Annotated in this window: 18 protein-coding genes; 11 read left to right on the top strand and 7 right to left on the bottom strand. The window is 71.6% G+C overall.

Going from position 1 to position 17,108, the window contains the following annotated elements; translation table 11 throughout:
* Nucleotides 1–111: 111 nt before the first annotated feature.
* A complete protein-coding gene (pta, locus tag RB614_RS22225; RefSeq protein ID WP_428983086.1) occupies nucleotides 112–2,160 on the top strand; it encodes a phosphate acetyltransferase in 2,049 nt (682 codons plus the stop codon).
* Nucleotides 2,157–3,254: an acetate/propionate family kinase gene (locus tag RB614_RS22230; protein WP_308714508.1), complete on the top strand. Its 1,098-nt coding sequence runs from the start codon at nucleotides 2,157–2,159 to the stop codon at nucleotides 3,252–3,254. Before pta ends, RB614_RS22230 begins: the two co-directional genes overlap by 4 nt.
* Here the strand turns inward: RB614_RS22230 and RB614_RS22235 are convergent.
* A complete protein-coding gene (locus RB614_RS22235; protein WP_308714509.1) occupies nucleotides 3,240–3,404 on the bottom strand; it encodes a hypothetical protein in 165 nt (54 codons plus the stop codon). The genes RB614_RS22230 and RB614_RS22235 overlap by 15 nt on opposite strands.
* 116 nt (nucleotides 3,405–3,520) lie before the next feature.
* Here RB614_RS22235 and RB614_RS22240 point away from each other — a divergent pair, with 116 nt between their 5' ends.
* The 4 genes from RB614_RS22240 (at nucleotide 3,521) to RB614_RS22255 (ending at nucleotide 8,659) form a co-directional block, all read left to right on the top strand.
* Entirely contained in the window at nucleotides 3,521–5,719 is a 2,199-nt protein-coding gene (locus RB614_RS22240; protein WP_308714510.1) for an MMPL family transporter, read from the top strand.
* Between the two features lie 440 nt (nucleotides 5,720–6,159).
* Nucleotides 6,160–6,699 carry an alpha/beta hydrolase gene (locus tag RB614_RS22245; RefSeq protein ID WP_308714511.1) on the top strand — a complete coding sequence of 180 codons (540 nt, stop codon included), beginning with the start codon at nucleotides 6,160–6,162 and terminating at the stop codon, nucleotides 6,697–6,699.
* 234 nt (nucleotides 6,700–6,933) lie between these two features.
* On the top strand, nucleotides 6,934–7,749 hold the full coding sequence (locus RB614_RS22250; protein WP_308714531.1) for an NAD-dependent protein deacetylase: 816 nt from the start codon (nucleotides 6,934–6,936) through the stop codon (nucleotides 7,747–7,749).
* Nucleotides 7,739–8,659: an alpha/beta hydrolase family protein gene (locus RB614_RS22255; RefSeq protein WP_308714512.1), complete on the top strand. Its 921-nt coding sequence runs from the start codon at nucleotides 7,739–7,741 to the stop codon at nucleotides 8,657–8,659. The genes RB614_RS22250 and RB614_RS22255 overlap by 11 nt, the downstream gene beginning before the upstream one ends.
* 10 nt (nucleotides 8,660–8,669) lie before the next feature.
* Here RB614_RS22255 and RB614_RS22260 read toward each other — a convergent pair whose 3' ends face one another.
* The 3 genes from RB614_RS22260 to RB614_RS22270 form a co-directional block, all read right to left on the bottom strand.
* Nucleotides 8,670–9,632, bottom strand: a complete 963-nt coding sequence (locus RB614_RS22260) for a zinc-binding dehydrogenase (protein WP_308714513.1) — start codon at nucleotides 9,630–9,632, stop codon at nucleotides 8,670–8,672.
* A gap of 13 nt (nucleotides 9,633–9,645) precedes the next feature.
* Nucleotides 9,646–10,836, bottom strand: coding sequence for an NAD(P)-dependent malic enzyme (locus RB614_RS22265; protein WP_308714514.1), 1,191 nt, complete (start codon nucleotides 10,834–10,836; stop codon nucleotides 9,646–9,648).
* 110 nt (nucleotides 10,837–10,946) lie between these two features.
* Complete coding sequence (locus RB614_RS22270) at nucleotides 10,947–11,258, bottom strand: S24/S26 family peptidase (RefSeq protein WP_308714515.1); 312 nt, start codon at nucleotides 11,256–11,258, stop codon at nucleotides 10,947–10,949.
* Nucleotides 11,259–11,342: 84 nt separating this feature from the next.
* Between RB614_RS22270 and sodN the strand changes: the two genes are divergently transcribed.
* From sodN to RB614_RS22285, 3 genes are all read left to right on the top strand, one after another.
* Complete coding sequence (gene sodN / locus RB614_RS22275; RefSeq protein ID WP_308714516.1) at nucleotides 11,343–11,747, top strand: superoxide dismutase, Ni; 405 nt, start codon at nucleotides 11,343–11,345, stop codon at nucleotides 11,745–11,747.
* A 65-nt stretch (nucleotides 11,748–11,812) separates the two neighbouring features.
* Nucleotides 11,813–12,265, top strand: coding sequence for a GNAT family N-acetyltransferase (locus RB614_RS22280; RefSeq protein WP_308714532.1), 453 nt, complete (start codon nucleotides 11,813–11,815; stop codon nucleotides 12,263–12,265).
* A 22-nt stretch (nucleotides 12,266–12,287) separates the two neighbouring features.
* Entirely contained in the window at nucleotides 12,288–12,695 is a 408-nt protein-coding gene (locus RB614_RS22285) for an ATP-binding protein (protein WP_308714517.1), read from the top strand.
* 166 nt (nucleotides 12,696–12,861) lie between these two features.
* On the opposite strand, the gene RB614_RS22290 is transcribed toward RB614_RS22285, so the two are convergent.
* Nucleotides 12,862–13,566 (bottom strand): FadR/GntR family transcriptional regulator, encoded by a 705-nt coding sequence (locus RB614_RS22290; protein ID WP_308714518.1) that lies wholly within the window; start codon nucleotides 13,564–13,566, stop codon nucleotides 12,862–12,864.
* 62 nt (nucleotides 13,567–13,628) lie between these two features.
* Complete coding sequence (locus RB614_RS22295; RefSeq protein ID WP_308714519.1) at nucleotides 13,629–14,057, bottom strand: hypothetical protein; 429 nt, start codon at nucleotides 14,055–14,057, stop codon at nucleotides 13,629–13,631.
* Here RB614_RS22295 and RB614_RS22300 point away from each other — a divergent pair.
* Both RB614_RS22300 and RB614_RS22305 read left to right on the top strand, forming a co-directional pair.
* Entirely contained in the window at nucleotides 14,056–14,979 is a 924-nt protein-coding gene (locus tag RB614_RS22300) for a diacylglycerol/lipid kinase family protein (protein WP_308714520.1), read from the top strand. The two genes, RB614_RS22295 and RB614_RS22300, sit on opposite strands and share 2 nt — an antisense overlap.
* 412 nt (nucleotides 14,980–15,391) lie before the next feature.
* The gene (locus RB614_RS22305; RefSeq protein ID WP_308714521.1) at nucleotides 15,392–15,646 is read left to right on the top strand and encodes a WhiB family transcriptional regulator; all 255 of its coding nucleotides are present in this window, start codon (nucleotides 15,392–15,394) and stop codon (nucleotides 15,644–15,646) included.
* Between the two features lie 495 nt (nucleotides 15,647–16,141).
* Here the strand turns inward: RB614_RS22305 and RB614_RS22310 are convergent, their stop codons facing one another.
* Nucleotides 16,142–17,005, bottom strand: a complete 864-nt coding sequence (locus tag RB614_RS22310) for an IS5 family transposase (protein ID WP_308711415.1) — start codon at nucleotides 17,003–17,005, stop codon at nucleotides 16,142–16,144.
* Nucleotides 17,006–17,108 lie beyond the last annotated feature (103 nt).

Consider the following 17,108-nt stretch of genomic DNA (forward strand, 5'->3'; position numbering starts at 1 on the left):
GCTCCCCTCAAGTCGTTCTAGCGGCTTGACGGGAGCTTCGATCACTGACCGCCGGGCTCGATCTTGACCTCGCCTCGCATCCACAAGGCTCATCCGATGGACACTAGGGCCGTGACACGAAGCGTTTACGTCGCCGGCCTGGGGCCGGGCGGCGGCAAGTCGACGATCGCGCTCGGGATGGCCGAGATGCTCTCCCGGCAGGTGGAGGGGATCGGGGCCTTCCGGCCGCTCGCCCCGGCCAGCGGGCGGGACGCGATCCTGGACCTGCTGCGGGAGCGTTACCGGATCGAGGATCCGTACGAGGACCTGTACGGCGCCACGTACGCCGAGGCGGACGAGCTGCTCTCCAGCGGCCGGCGGGAGGAGCTGATCGGCCTGATCGTCGGCCGCTACCGGGAGGTGGAGCGGCGGCACACGGCGATGGTGATCGTCGGCAACGGGCTGCGCGCCGACGACGAGACCGACGAGCTCGCGTTCAACGCCCGGATGGCCAACGAGTTCGGCAGCGTGGTCGTCGCCGTGGTCGACGGTCTCGACCAGGAGCCGGAGGCGATCGCGTCGGCGGCCAGCGCCGGCTACCACGGGCTGACCGACCTCGGCGCCACGGTGCTCGCCGTGATCGCCAACCGGGTGCCGCCGGGCACCGGGATGCCCGATCTGCCGGTACCGGCGTACGCGATCCCCGAGGTGCCGACCGTCTCGGCGCCAACCGTGGCCGAGGTGGCGGCGCGGCTCGGCGCGACCCGGCTGGCCGGCGACGACGCGTCGCTCGACCGGGACGTGCTCGACTTCGTGGTCGGCGCGGCGCACGTGCCGCTGCTGCTGGAGTACATGACCGACGGCTGCCTGCTGATCACCCCCGGCGACCGCGACGACCTGCTGGTGGTGGCGGCCGCGGCCCGGGCGGCCGGCTCGCCGGCGATCGCCGGGGTGGTGCTCACCCTCGGCGTACAGCCGGACCCGCGGACCATGCGGCTCGTGGAGTCGCTCGGCTCGGGGCTCGCGGTGCTCCTGGTGCCGACCGACAGCTACCACACGATCGAGGCGGTCGGGCGGATCGAGGGGCGCCCCACGGCGGCCAGCCCGCGCAAGGTGGAGGCCGCGATCGGCGCGTTCGAGTCCAGTGTGGACAGCGACGAGCTGATGCGCCGGCTGGACGTGGCGCGGGCGCCGCGGGTGACACCGCTGATGTTCGAGTACGAGCTGATCGACCGCGCCCGCCTGAAGCGCCGCCACCTGGTGCTGCCGGAGGGTTCGGAGGAGCGGATCCTGCGCGCCACCGAGACGCTGCTGCGCCGGGGCGTGGCCGACCTGACGCTCCTCGGCGACCCGGACGGGATCGCCCGCAAGGCGAGGGAACTCGGGCTCGACGTCGACGGAGCGTCCATCGTGGACCCGGCGGCCAGCCCGTGGCTGGAGGAGTTCGCCCAGGCGTACGCGGAGATCCGCCGGCACAAGGGCGTCACGCTCGACCTCGCCCGCGACGTGGTACGGGACGTCAGCTACTTCGGCACGATGATGGTGCACACCGGCCGGGCGGACGGCATGGTCTCCGGCGCCACCCACACGACCGCGGCGACGATCCGCCCGGCGTTCGAGATCATCAAGACCGTGCCGGGCGTCTCGGTCGCCTCCAGCGTCTTCCTGATGCTCCTCGCCGACCGGGTGCTCGTCTACGGCGACTGCGCGGTCAACCCCGACCCGGACGCCGCCCAGCTCGCCGACATCGCGCTCTCCTCGGCGGACACCGCCGCGCGCTTCGGCATCGAGCCGCGGGTGGCGATGCTCTCGTACTCGACCGGCGTCTCCGGTGCCGGCGCCGACGTGGAGAAGGTCGCGGCGGCCACCGCGCTGGTCCGGGAGCGCCGGCCCGACCTGCCCGTCGAGGGCCCCATCCAGTACGACGCGGCGGTCGACCCGAGCGTGGCCCGCACCAAGCTGCCCGGCAGCACGGTCGCCGGCTACGCCACGGTCTTCATCTTCCCGGACCTCAACACCGGCAACAACACGTACAAGGCGGTGCAGCGCACGGCCGGCGCGGTGGCGGTCGGCCCGGTGATGCAGGGGTTACGGCGGCCGGTCAACGATCTCAGCCGGGGCGCCACGGTGAAGGATATCGTCAACACCGTGGCCATCACGGCGATCCAGGCGGCGTCATGAAGATCCTCGTCCTCAACAGCGGCTCGTCGTCGGTCAAGTACCAGCTCTACGACGGAGACGGCACCGTCGACAAGGGACTCGTCGAGCGGGTCACCGACCACGAGGCCGCCCTCGCCGAGGTGACCCGGCGGCTCGACCTGTCCGGGCTGGACGGTGTGGGGCATCGCGTGGTCCACGGTGGAGCGTCGTTCAGCGAGCCGACCCTGGTCACCGACGAGGTCCTGAAGGACATCCGGCAGCTGATCCCGCTCGCCCCCCTGCACAACCCGGCCAACCTCGCCGGCGTCGAGGTGGCGCGCAAGCTGCTGCCCGGCGTACCGCAGGTGGCGGTCTTCGACACGGCCTTCCACCGCACGCTGCCCGAGGAGGCGGCCAGGTACGCCATCGACGGTGAGCTGGCCGACCGGTACGGCGTGCGCCGGTACGGCTTTCACGGCACCTCCCACGCGTACGTCTCCCGGCGCACCGCCATGCTCCTCGGGCGTCCACTGGAGACGGTCAACACGATCACGCTGCACCTCGGCAACGGCGCGAGCGCGTGCGCGGTCGAAGGTGGACGGTCGGTCGCCACGTCGATGGGGCTGACGCCGCTGGAGGGGCTCGTCATGGGCACCCGTCCCGGCGACGTCGACCCCGGCGTGCTGATCTACCTCGCCCGCAACGCGGGGATGGGCGTGGACGACCTCGACGACATGCTCAACCACCGCAGCGGCCTGAAAGGGCTGGCCGGGGCCGGCGACATGCGCGAGGTGCTGAGCCGCCGCGCCGCCGGCGACCCGGCCGCCACGCTCGCGCTCGCCGTGTACTGCCGGCGGATCAAGGAGTACGTCGGCGCCTACTACGCGGTGCTGGGCAGGCTCGACGCGATCACGTTCACGGCCGGGGTGGGCGAGCGGGCACCGGCGGTACGGGCCGAATCGCTGGCCGGCCTGTCACGGATGGGTATCGAGATCGACACGGAGCGCAACGAGCGGGTGAAGGAGGGGCTCATCTCGCCGGACGGTGCGCCGGTCGCCGTCTTCGTGGTGCCGACCGACGAAGAGCTGGAGATCGCCACGCAGGCGCGCGGCGTGATCGGATCAGCCCAGGGCTAGGAAGGCCGCCAGCACGATCAGGATCGCGGCCAGCACCGCGATGCCGATGATCAGGGGCAGGCGGGACGGCGCCGCCTCGGCCTCCGCGCCCTGCGCGAAGGAGCGAAACGCCTCCGTGTTACCGCTCGGGTCCACGTACTCGTCAGACATGGCCCTGACCATAGCGTGGTAGGGCAGGCCCTACCACGAAGGCGCGGTGTTCCTCACCAGAAAGTGGGGTGCGCGCTGGATCGAAGCGGATCAGCCCCGCTCATAGCGTCAGCGGCATGACGACATCCATGTTGCGACCGCCGGAGATCCGGCCGGACGAGACCCTGACGAGCCACCGGCGGCCCCGCAACCTGGCCGCCTCCGTCGCCCGCTTCAGCGCACGGCACCGGGCCACCGCGATCGGTGGCTGGCTGCTCTTCGTGGTCCTGGCGACCGCGCTGAGCGCCGTGATCGGCACCATCGGCGCGGAGGACAGCGACTACGGCAACGGCGAGTCCAAGCGGGCCGCCCAGATCGTCGACGCGGCCGGCTTCCCGGAGCGGGCCGGCGAGATGGTGATCGTGCAGAGCGGCACGCTCACCGCCGACTCGACCGAGTTCCGCGGCGTGGTGCGGGAGGCCGCGGCCGCCGTCGAGGCCACCGGCCAGGTCGAAAACGTCAACACCGACGCGGTATCCGAGGACGGGCACTCGGCGCTCGTCACGTTCGACATGAAGGGCGACCCGGAGACGGCCGCGGACCGGATCGAACCGGTCTTCGCCGCCGTGGCCGGCGTGCAGGACCGGCACCCGGACCTGCTCGTCGCGCAGACCGGCGAGGTCAGCATCGACGAGGCGATCGAGGGCCAGGTGAGCGACGCGCTCGGTACCCTCTCGATGCTCTCCCTGCCGGTGACGCTCGGCATCCTGATCGTGGCGTTCGGCGCGCTGCTGGCCGCCGTACTCCCGCTCGGCCTCGCCGTCACCGCGTTCCTGGCGTCCCTCGGCCTGCTGGCGGCGAGCAGCCGCTTCTTCCCGGCCGACGACACGGTCACCCACCTGATGCTGCTCATGGGGCTGGCGGTGGGCGTGGACTACTGCCTCTTCTACATCCGCCGGGAACGGGAGGAGCGGGCCAAGGGCGCCAGTCCCGAACAGGCCCTCGCCACCGCGGCGGCCACCTCCGGGCGGTCGGTGCTGATCTCGGCGTTCACCGTGATCATCGCGATGGCTGGCATGTTCCTGACCCGGGACACGACGTTCATCAGCCTGGCCGTCGGCACGATCCTGGTCGTCGCGACCGCCGCGCTGGGCTCGCTCACCGTACTCCCGGCGATGCTCTCCAAGCTGGGCGACAAGGTCGACCTGGGTCGCATCCCCGGCCTGTACCGGCGCAAGTCCGACGGGCGCTTCTGGCGGTTCGTGCTCCGCGTGGTGCTGCGCCGGCCCGGCGTCTCCGCCACGATCGCGGCCGCCGCCCTGGTCGCACTGGCGCTGCCGGCGCTCGGCATGCGCCCGGCGTCCGACGGCATCGACGGCGTCAAGCACGACGCCGCCGCCATCAAGACGTACGACCAGGTGCAGGCCGCCTTCCCCGGCGGCGCCGACCCGGCCACCGTCGTGGTCAAGGCCCCGGACGTCACCAACCCCGCGATGACCGCGGCGATCGCTGACTTCAAGGCCAAGGCGCTGGCAACCGGCCAGCTGCACGAGCCGGTGACCGTCGAGGTCAACCCCGACCGTACGGTCGCCCGGATCGGCATCGGCCTCTCCGGCACGGGTACCGACAAGGTCTCCGAGCAGGCCATCCACACGCTGCGCGACGACGTCATCCCGACCACGCTCCGGGGCGTGGACGGCGCGGACGTCACGGTCACCGGCGGTACCGCCCAGTCGGTCGACTTCAACCACGCGCTCACCCGCAGCGTGCCGCTGGTGTTCGCGTTCGTGCTGGGGTTGGCGTTCGTACTGATGCTGGTGTCGTTCCGCTCGGTGGTCGTGGCGGTGACCGCGATCGTGCTCAACCTGCTCTCGGTGGCCGCCGCGTACGGCGCGCTGACGCTCGCCTTCCAGCACGGCTGGGGCGCCGGGCTGATGGACTTCCAGGAGCGCGGCACGATCACGAGCTGGATCCCGCTGTTCCTCTTCGTGATCCTGTTCGGCCTCTCGATGGACTACCACGTCTTCGTGCTGAGCCGGATCCGCGAGGGCCACGACCGCGGCTGGCCGACCCGGCTCGCCGTCACCCGCGGCATCCAGAACACGGCCGGCGTGATCACCAGCGCGGCGGTGGTGATGGTGGCGGTCTTCGCGCTCTTCACCACGGCCCCGCTGACCGCGATGAAGGAGATGGGCTTCGGCCTCGCGATCGCCGTGCTGCTCGACGCCACGATCGTACGGGCGGTGCTCCTTCCCTCGGTGATGGCGATGCTGGGCGAGCGAAACTGGTACCTGCCACGCTGGCTGGGGTGGCTGCCGCGGCTGTCGCACCAGTAAGCCTCTGCGGTGTCCGGACGGCCGCCGTACGGGAACCGGAAAGCCGGCCCAGTACGGCGGTCCCGTCCGTACCGTCGAAACATGAAGCGGTTCGCAGCGGGGCTCGTCGGCGTGGTCCTGCTGCTCGCTTCGGCGGGGGGGGGGGGGGGGGCCCCCCCCCCCCGCCCCCCCCCCCCGGGCCCCCCGGGGGGGGGGGGGGGGGCGCCCCGCCCCCCCACGCCGTTTCGCACGCCGCGGCCCCGGCGACGACGTTCCCGGTCGGCATCCGCCTGCTGGCGTTCAGCCGCGGCCCGGCCCGCCCGCTGCCCACCACGGTCTGGTACCCGGCCCTCTACCCCGGCCGCGACGCCCCGGTCGCCGCCGGCCGCTTTCCGGTCGTCGTCTACAGCCACGGGCTGCACAGCCTCCCCGGGGCGCACGCCGAGATCGTCAGCCGCTGGGTGGCGGCCGGTTTCGTGGTGGCCGCGCCGGCCTACCCGCGCACCCGGAAGGACGCCCGCCGGTTCAGCCGCGCCGACGTGCGCAACCAGCCCGCCGACGCCTGGTACGTGGTCCGCAAGGTGCTCGCCGTCCCGATCTTCGCCGGCCACCTGGACGCCGGCCGGATCGCCGCGGCCGGCCACTCCGCCGGCGGCTACACGACGGCGGGCCTCTTCACGGCCGGCCACGACCGCCGGTTGCGCGGCGGCATCGTGATCGCCGGGGCCGGGATGGCCGGCGCCTTCTCCGGCCCGCGAGCCGCGCTGCTCTTCATCCACGGCACCGCCGACCCGACCGTGCCGATCGAGGCCGCGCGGGCCGCGTACGACCGCGTCAACTGGCCGAAGGCGTTCCTGGCGCTGAAGGGCCAGGACCACGGCGCCTACCTGACTCCGGGCCAGCCCGACTTCACCCGGGTACTGGCGACCACGCTCGACTTCCTGCGCTGGACCCTCTACGACGACCTCGCCGCCCGCGGCCGGCTCACGCTGACGACCTGACCGCCGCCCAGATCCAAGGGCTAGCGCGACGGCTGTGATCGAAGCTCCCCTCAGGTCGCTCTAACGACTTGAGGGGAGCTTCGATACAGCCCATCACCGAGCTTCAGCCGCAACCAACCAGCCGCACCGCGACGGTGGCCGGGAGGCCGGGGCTTGTGGAGAGCGGAGGGTGAGTGCCGGCGGGGGCTGAGGCACCATGGATGGGTGATCGACGGGACCGAGCGGCTGGCCGAGATGGTCGGGGAGGGTGGCGTCGCTGTCCTCACCGGCGCCGGCATCTCCACCGACTCCGGCATTCCGGACTACCGCGGGCCGGACGGCGTGCAGGCGCGGCACGCGCCGATGACCTACCAGACCTTCACCCGTGACCCGCTCGCGCGGCGGCGGTACTGGGCGCGCAGCCACGTCGGCTGGCGGACGATCGCGCGCGCCGAGCCCAACTCCGGGCACCGGGCCATCGCCGACCTCCACGCCGGCGGGCTGCTCCGCGGCGTCATCACGCAAAACGTCGACGGGCTGCACCAGGCCGGCGGGTGCACCGAGGTGATCGAGCTGCACGGCAACCTCGACCGGGTGATCTGCCTCGACTGCGGAGACGGGACCATGCGGGACGAGCTCGACCGGCGGCTGCGGCTGGTCAACCCCGAGTTTCACGCCCAGGTGCTCGCGGTCAACCCGGACGGCGACGTCGAGCTGCCGGACGCGGCGGCGGAGCGGTTTCGCCTGGTCGGCTGCCGGGCCTGCGGGCGGGGCACGCTCAAGCCCGACGTGATCTTCTTCGGCGAGACGGTGCCACGGCCGCGGGTGGACGCCAGCTTCGGGCTGGTGGAGAGCGCGCGGATGCTGCTCGTACTGGGGTCGTCGTTGACGGTGATGTCGGGGCGGCGGTTCGTGCTGCGGGCGGCGAAACTCGGCATCCCGGTGGCGATCGTCAACCGCGGTGCGACCCGCGGCGACCCGTACGCGGCGCTCACGCTCGACGCGCCGCTCGGCGCGGTGCTGCCCGACCTCGTCCGGCTCGTAGGCGCCGGAGGCGTCGTTGCGCGCTAGCCTCGCCGCCGCCTCCGTCCTCCTGCTCACCGGCTGCTCGGTCTCCCTGCCCCGCCCGGCCACCACGTCCGCGCCACCGGCGCCCGCGGTGACCTCGACCGCTCCCGCCCCGGCGGCGACCGGGCGGGCACCGCGGCAGACCTTCGAGGTGGACACCCGCCAGCTGCGCCTGCGCCGCGGCGCCGACCGGCCGCTGCCGGTGACGATCTGGTACCCGGACGCGGACGCCGGGCGCTTGCCGGTGATCCTGTTCAGCCACGGGCTGACCGGCCGCCCCGGTGACTACGCGCCGCTGCTGGAGCGCTGGGCGTCGGCCGGGTTCGTGATCGCCGCCCCGGTGTACCCGCACACGAGCGGTGGCGCCGAGCGCTTCGACGCGCTTGACGTGGTCAACCAGCCGGCCGACGCCACGTACGTACTGACCGAGGTCCTCAAGCTGGACCGGCGGGCGGGCGACGCCCTGCGCGGGCGCCTCGCCACCGACCGGCTCGCGGCGGCCGGTCACTCCGCCGGCGGCATCACGACGATCGGCCTCTTCAGCGTGGCCCGCGACGAGCGGCTGGACGCGGGCATCGTGCTCGCCGGCAGCGCGCTCGGCGTGGGGCTGGGCTTCACCGGCCCGCCGGCGCCGCTGCTGTTCGTACACGGCCAGCGGGACTCGGTCGTCTCGTACGCCTCCGGCCAGGCCGTCTACGCGAGCGTGCCGTGGCCCAAGGCGTTCCTCACGCTGCCCGACGGCGACCACGGCCAGTCGCTGCTGCGCGACGGCAACGAGGCGTTCGACGTGGTGGCCGACTCGACGCTCGACTTCTGGCGATGGTCCCTCTACGGCGACGCCGACGCCAAGCGCCGCCTCCCGGACGACGCCGAGTCCGCCGGCCTGGGCCGCCTCGACGACAAGCTCGGCTGAACGCCCACCGCTACCGGGTGTGGTCGACGACCACCTTGCCGAAGACCTCGCCGGAGTCGAGGCGGGCGAAGGCGCCCTCCACATCGGAGAACGGGAACACGCTGTCGACCACCGGGCTGATCCCCCGCTCCTGGAGGAGGGCGAGCAGGGCGGCCAGCTCCTCGGGCGTACCCATGGAGGTGCCCAGGATCTCCAGCTGCATCGCGAAGACGCGGCGGAGGTTGACCTTGGGCTCGTGGCCGGAGGTGGCGCCGGAGACCACGATGCGGGCGCCGGAGGCCGCCGACTTGAGCGAGTGCTCGAACGTCGCCGCGCCCACCGTCTCGATCACCACGTCGACCCGCTCCGGCAGGCGGGCGCCGGGCTCCAGCGCGGTCGCGCCGAGCTCGGCGATGCGGGCCCGCTTGGCGGCGTCGCGGCTCGTGGCGTACACCCGCTTGCCGAGCGCGACGGCCAGCACCACCGCCGCGGTGGCCACCCCGCCCCCGGCCCCCTGCACCAGCACCGACTCGCCCTCGCCGACCCGGCCGCGGGTGGTGAGCATCCGGTACGCGGTCAGCCAGGCGGTCGGCAGGCAGGCGGCGTCCGCGAACGACATGCCGGCCGGCTTGGGCACCGCGTTGGCGCGGGGCACCGCGACCCGCTCGGCGATCGTGCCGGGGTGGCGCTCGGAGAGCAGCGAGTAGCCGCGCGGGTCGTCCTTGTCGAGGATCACCGGGTACACGACGACCTCCGCGCCGGACGGGTCGACGCCCGCCGCGTCGCAGCCGAGGATCATCGGCAGCTGCTGGGCGGAGAGCCCGACGCCGCGCAGCGACCAGAGGTCGTGGTGGTTGAGGGAGCTGGCCTTGACCTCGATCGTCACCCAGTCGGGTCCGGGCAGGGCCGGCTCCGGCTGCTCCCCCACCACAAGCGCGGTGAGCGGGTTGTCGTCATCGAACGTGGAGGCGTACGCGGCTCGCATGATCGGCACGCTAGCAAAGGCGTCACGCGCCGCGGGCGACTCCGTCACGCCGGGCGGCATCCGCCACAGCCTCGGCCACCGCCGGCGCCACCCGCGGGTCGAGCGGCGAGGGCACGATCGCGTCGGCCCGCAGCGCGTCGGCCACCACGCCGGCGATGGCCTCCGCGGCGGCCACCTTCATGCCGTCGGTAACGGTCGTCGCCCGCGCGTCCAGGGCACCGCGAAAGACGCCGGGGAACGCGAGCACGTTGTTGATCTGGTTCGGGAAGTCGCTGCGGCCGGTGGCGACCAGCGCCGCGTACCGGGACGCGACGTCGGGGTGCACCTCGGGCGTGGGGTTGGCGAGCGCGAAGACGATCCCCTCCGGCGCCATGCCGGCCACCGCTTCCTCGGGGATCTGGCCGCCGGAGACCCCGATCAGCACGTCCGCGCCGGCGAGCGCGTCGGCGATACCGCCGGTGGCGACGCGGCCGTGGCGGACCGCGCCGTTGGTGGTGGCGGCGAGCTCGGCCTTGACGGGGGTGAGGTCGCTCCGCCCGCCGTGGATGATCCCGCGCGAGTCGGCGACCACGACCCGGTCGGCGTCGACCCCGCCGGCGATCAGCATCCTGGTGACCGCGACGCCGGCCGCGCCCGCGCCGCTCACCACCACGCTCAGGTCGTCCATCTTGCGGTCGAGCAGGGTGATCGCGTTGCGCAGGGCGGCGAGCACGACGATCGCCGTGCCGTGCTGGTCGTCGTGGAAGACCGGGATCGGCAGCGCCTCGTCGAGCCGCCGCTCGACCTCGAAGCACCGGGGCGCGGAGATGTCCTCCAGGTTGATCCCGCCGAACGAGGGCGCCAGCGCGCTCACCACCGCCACGATCTCGTCGACGTCCTGGGTGTCGAGGCAGATCGGCACCGCGTCCACGCCGCCGAACTGCTTGAAGAGCACCGCCTTGCCCTCCATGACCGGCATCGCGGCGCGCGGGCCGATGTTGCCCAGGCCCAGCACGGCGGTCCCGTCGGTCACGACGGCGACGGTGTGGCCGGTCCAGGTGTACTCGGCGGCCAGGTCCGGCTCGGTCGCGATCGCCTCGCAGACCCGGGCCACCCCCGGCGTGTACGCGAGCGAGAGGTCCTCGCGACTGGTCAGCGGGACGGTGGCGGCGACGGCCATCTTGCCGCCGCGATGCAGCGCGAAGACGGGATCCAAATTGGACGATGATGACATGCGGTGACTCCCCACGTGTGTTTCCTCGCTCGCCCCCTGGCGGCGAACGCTTCGGCCGCCGGCTCTGCACTCGACGGTGAGTGCACGAGGGGCGGTGCGCGGTGCGGGGGTCACCCGGTCCGAAACTTGAGCATAAACCCCGGCCGGGGCCAGTAGCGCAGCACCACCCGACCCACGACGTCGGCTACCCCGTAGGCCCGGGAGTCATCCGTGACGAGCTGGTTGTCTCCGTGTACCCACCAACCGCCGTCTTCGGCACGGACCGCCCGCTTGACCACGAGCAGGTCGGGACGGGAGCGAAACCTCGCCACGACGACGTCACCCGGCCGCACCGCGCGGCCTCCGCGCCGCACGATCAGCGCGTCGCCGTGGCGCAGCGTCGGTGCCATTGAGGGGCCGCGCACGAGAACCGCGAACGGCATGTGTGTTTCACCTCTCGCACGTGGGGCAGTCGGACGAGGAGTAGGGTCTTTCCCGGATCATCGCAAACGTCATGGAGGGTCCTTATGCGACTTCCACGCATTCTTGCTCCGCGCACGGTGGTCAGTGCCCACTGCGACCTGCCCTGCGGCGTCTACGACCCGGCGCAGGCACGGATCGAGGCCGAGTCGGTCAAGGCGATCGCCGAAAAGTACCAGGCGAACACCGATCCCGAGTTCCGCACGCGGTGCCTGATCATCAAGGAGCAGCGTGCCGAGCTGGTCAAGCACCACCTGTGGGTGCTGTGGACCGACTACTTCAAGCCGCCACACTTCGAGAAGTACCCGCACCTGCACCAGCTCTTCAACGAGGCCACCAAGCTCGCCGGAGCCGCCGGCGCCAAGGGCTCGGCCGACCCGGCGAAGGCCGACGAGCTGCTGAGCAAGATCGAGGAGATCTCCAAGATCTTCTGGGAGACCAAGCAGGCGTGACGCCCGCTCCCTCCGAGGTCACGATCCGGCCGGCACGTCCCGATGACGTGCCGGCCGTCGTCGCTATGGTGCACGAGCTCGCCGAGTTCGAGCGGGCGCCCGAGCAGTGCCACCTCACCGAGCCCCAGCTCCACACCGCCCTCTTCGGGCCGCAGCCGGCGCTCTTCGGCCACGTCGCGGTCCGCGGTGGCGCGCCCTCCGGCGACATCATCGGGTACGCGCTGTGGTTTCTGAACTTCTCCACCTGGGAAGGCGTGCACGGGATCTATCTGGAGGACCTCTACGTCCGCCCCGCGGCCCGGCGCACCGGGGCCGGGCGGCTGCTGCTCACCACCCTCGCGCGGATCTGCGTCGAACGCGGGTACCAGCGGCTCGACTGGTGGGTCCTGCACTGGAACCCGGCCCGCGACTTCTACGGTGCGCTCGGGGCGGCGGCCATGGACGAGTGGATCCCGTACCGCCTCTCCGGGCCGGCCCTCCACAAACTGGCGACACGGGAGCCCGTCGATTGGTCATGAACCGGTAGAGTCGCTGGGCGGGGTGAGTCAGCTGACAGTGCATGTGGAGCCGGTGATCGAAGACGACGTCGTGTTGCTCACCGTGCCGGCCGACGTCGGTTTCCTGGGGGTGCTACGCACAGCCACGGCCGGCCTCGCGGCACGACTGCACTTCGCCCTCGACGAGATCGAAGACCTGCGGATCGCCGTCGACGAGGCGTGCGCGATGCTCCTGGCGATCGCGAGCCGGGACGCCGAGCTCGAGTGCCGCTTCTCGGTCACCGACGACGCGCTGAGCGTCGAGGTCGCGGTCAACACCGTGCGCGGCGCGCGGCTGCCGGCCGAGTCCTCCTTCGCGTGGAAGGTGCTCACCGCGCTCACCACCGCCGCGTCCGCCACCGCCGAGGGCGACCGCGCCTCGATCCGCCTGCTGACCCGGCGCTCTCCCTGAGGGTTCGGGGTTGCGCGACCGCGGAGAGCAAGGCCGCGGGAATGCACCCCAAGAAAGACGCTCCGCTGCGCTCCACGTTTCCCCGGGGGCCCCGCGCAACGGTCCGGACCACGACGGGCGTCGCGGTAGCTCAAGATCTTCGGTCTTTGGGCCTCGGTCAGCGGGCTCAGACGCGCGGCGCGAGCGCGGTCCGGATGAAGGTGATGTGGTCGCAGGCGACCTTCGTCGCGCCCTCCGCGTCCTGGGCCCGGACGCAGCGCAGGAGCTCCCGGTGGTCGGCGTCGATCTGGAGCCAGAAGCCCGGCGGGGCCGTCGCGGCCACCTCACGCTCGTTGGCCACCTGGTAGAGCGGCCGGCTGAGCAGCTCGTAGAGCGGGTTGCCGGTGGCCGCGCCGAGAGCGGCGTGAAAGAGCCGGTGGGCGACGAGCATCGCCGGCACGTCCGCCGTCCGCGGGTCGAAGAGCGCCAGCTCCATCGCGGCGAGGTGCTCCTCGGAACGCCGCCGGGCCGCCTGTCCGGCCGCCGGCACCTCCAGCGACTCGCGCACCTCCAGGAGGTCGCAGAGGCTGGCGGTGGAGGCGTTGATCAGCAGGTTGAGCCCGGTGGAGAGCGTGTCGGAGAGGTTTTCCGGGCTCGGGTGGGCGACGAAGCTGCCGCCGGTCACGCCCCGGGTGGTCACGATGAGATGCTGGCTGGCCAGCAGGCGGAGCGCTTCCCGTACGGTGCTGCGGCTCACTCCGGAACGGGCGCACAGCTGTGGCTCGGTCGGCAGCCGCTCGCCCGGCTGGAGCCGCCCTGATGTGATCTCGGCCCGGAGGTCTTCCGCGAGCGTCTGGTACGCCGGTGGCCGCACTGCCCCCTCTACACCCACGGCGACACTTTAGGGGCGGTGGCGCGCAAACGGTGGCAGAGCCATCCGTTCGAGTGTCGTGTTCAGCCTAGACCGAGCGCTTTGGTACTCGATGGAGTGACAAGCAGCGCCCCCACCGCGACGGCGACCGCGATGATCGGGACGCCGGCCCAGGGCAGGCCGCCCTGGATCATGAAGTAGCCGATCGGCAGCAGCATCAACTGGAGCACGATGGCCGGCCCGCGGGCACCCGCCCGGCGCGCCGCCAGCGCCCGGGCCAGCACGAAGAGCAGCGCCGCGCCGGCGGCCGCGAAGGCGGTCACCATGAGCGCCACGACGATGTTGTTGGCGGTGCCGGTGAGGTCTTCGTAGACCAGGTAGGCGGCGACGAGCGCGACCGCGGCCGCCTCGCCCAGCAGCAGCCACACCGCCCAGCGCAGCGTGCCGGGGAGCGCCGGGGAGTCCTGGATCACGCGCACACGATACTCGCCAGCGGGTACAGTCCCGCCCATGCGGGCGTTACTGGTCGTCAACCCCAAGGCGACCACCACCAGCGAGCGCGCGCGGGACGTGCTCGTGCGGGCGCTGCGCAGCGAGTTCGAGCTGAGGGTGGAGCACACCCGCCGGCGGGGGCACGCCACCACGCTCGCCCGGGAAGCCGCCGCCGGCGGCGTCGACGTGCTCTTCACGCTCGGCGGCGACGGCACGATCAACGAGGCGGTCAATGGCCTGATGGCGGGCGCGCCGGCGGAGACCCGGCCGGCGCTGGCGGTGGTGCCCGGCGGTTCGACCAACGTCTTCGCCCGCGCGCTCGGGCTCCCCAAGGGCTGGGCCGAGGGCGCGAGCGTGATCCTCGAGGCGCTCCACGCCGGCCGGATACGCACGATCGGGCTGGGGCGGGCGGACGACCGGTACTTCACGTTCTGCGCGGGACTGGGGCTGGACGCCTCGGTCGTGCGGCGGGTCGAGCAGGCCCGGCTCCGCGGGCGCACCTCCACTCCCGCCCTTTATATGCGCTCCGCGGTCACCCAGTACTTCACGGCGATGGACCGGCGGCACCCGGCGATCACGCTCGAGCAGCCGGGCGAGACGGCCGAGGCCGAGCTATCGACCGTCATCATCCAAAACACCGCCCCGTGGACCTTCCTCGGCGACCGCGCGATCAACCCCAACCCGGACGCGTCGTTCGACCTCGGTCTTGACGTACTGGCCCTCCGTCGACTACGCGTGCCCAGCACAACACGCACAGTGACGCAGCTCCTGTCCCGCGATCGCGAGCCGCACGGGGCACAAGTGGTACGACTGCACGACGTCTCGGAGTTTTCCCTGCTAGCGGAGCGTCCGCAGGCGTTCCAGCTGGACGGCGACTACCTCGGCGAGCGAGAAAAAGTCCGTTTCACGAGCGTCCCGGGCGCACTGCGCGTAATCTGCTGAGAGACGCCTCCTGCGCCGCACCGGCACAACCACCCCCACGGATTACGCCGGAAATGTCGGCAATGCAGCCGGGACTGTACTACATTGACTGGTGACTGTCGCACACCGGGTGCTGACCCAGGGTCAAAATCCGGACAAAGGGGTTGTGGGCTTGCTCACCCGCTCAGATTTTTTCCGAGCGTCCCCCTTGACATCGCGGGAGTTCGTGAAAGTATTCACAAGCGAAACGAGTTACCGGGAAGTTGCGCGGGCATGCCCGCCGTGTGGCAAGTTCACGCAGCTTGACCGGTCCAAAGGCCTGCTAACGCGCTGCCGATCGGATGAATGCGCAAAGTCGCGATCGGCACCGCGGACGCAAATAGAGTTCCACCGCATTAATTGCCACCGATCCAGAACGAGGAGTGTTGCCGCCATGGACTGGCGCCACCATGCTGCCTGCCGCGACGAGGACCCGGAGCTGTTCTTCCCGATTGGGACGTCCGGCCCGGCGCTCCTGCAGGTCGAGCAGGCGAAGGCCGTCTGCCGGCGCTGCTCCGTGACCGACGAGTGCCTGCAGTGGGCGCTCGACTCCGGTCAGGACGCCGGCGTCTGGGGCGGGATGAGCGAAGAGGAGCGACGCGCCGTCAAGCGTCGCGGCGGCCTGCGGGTCCGCGCTCACTCCGCCTGACAAAACAGCACCACACACAGCATCAACGCCCCGGGCTCCAGGCCACCGGGGCGTTTTGCTTGCCCGGCTCTTTCGGCGGACCCGGCTCTCTCGCCCTGGCCCCCGGGCGCTCTCTCCCCCTGGCCCCCGGCTCCTCCCCGCGCTCTTCCCGCAGGACCGGCTCGCGCGCAGGACCGGCTCGCGGGCACGACCGGCTCGCCCGCACGACCGGCCCAGCATCAAGGCCCCCCTCCCACAGTCCCGGACCGCCCCCCGGCCACCCCGGACCTGCCCTTGATGCCCGGGCCGGTCGTGCACGCGCGGGACCGCCCCCGAGACCGTCCCGCGCGTGCGAGAAGGACGCCCAGAGGCGCGGTCGGGGCGTCCCTCTGGGATGAGGAGCCCAGAGACCGCCCCCCTGATACAGGTCCGCTCCACAAACCGCAGCCGGCGGCGCGGCGCAGGGGTGATGGGCTGTGATCGAAGCTCCCTTCTAGTCGTTAGAGGGCATCTGATCTATAACTGACAGATAATGTCCGTATTTGTTGGGGTGGTGCGCCACGTCGATGTTGATTCTCCGGTTAACCGCCGGGACATGTTGTCGATCATTGCCCAGAGAATCATCGTCCGGGATCGGGCCGGGTCGGCCTCGTAGTCCCGGACCAGCCGGCGATGAAGCATCAGCCAGCCCAAGGTCCGCTCGATCGCCCACCGCTTGGGTTGCGGTTTGAACCCGCGCTGGTCGGGATCCTTGGTCACCACCACGACATCGATGCCGTGTGCCGCGCCCTGGTCGATGACGCTCTGCTTGTAGCCGGCATCCACCCACACCCTGACCACATCTGGTCGGTGGGCGGCGAGCTCGTCGACCACGTATCGGCCGCCGGCCGTGTCGTGCACACTCGCCGCAGTGACCAACACGACCAGCAGCAGGCCGAGCACGTCTGTGGCGATGTGCCGTTTCCGGCCCTTGATCCGCTTGCCGGCGTCGATTCCTTGCGATGACTCTGGAACATTGTTGGAGGTCTTGACCGTCTGCGCGTCGATGATCGCCGCGCTGGGCTCCTCGGCCCGCCCGGCGGCCCGCCGCACCCTGCGGCGCAGCGCCTCGTGGATCGCTTCAGTCGTGCCGTCCTTTTCCCACAACGCATAGTAGTGGTAAACCGTCTTATGTGGAGGGAAGTCGTGCGGCAGGTACTCCCATGGAATCCCGGTCCGGTTGATGTACAGGACCGCGTTCACGATCTCGCGTAGGTCATGTTGTATCGGCGCTATCCCCAACCCGACCCGGTCCGCCCGCCACCGCGTCAGGATCGGCTCGATCAACGCCCAGCGCGCGTCGGACAGGTCGGTTCGGTACGGGCGTCGGGAAGCGGTCACCCACGTGCTGTACCAGACCAGATGGACTACGTGTGGGATGTTGTTTTCGAATACATCGTCGCGCCTATACCAAATTATCCCGTATTGAGATCAGATGCCCTCT

Source organism: Phytohabitans maris (assembly GCF_031085175.1).
GTDB classification, from domain to species: Bacteria; Actinomycetota; Actinomycetes; order Mycobacteriales; family Micromonosporaceae; genus Phytohabitans; species Phytohabitans maris.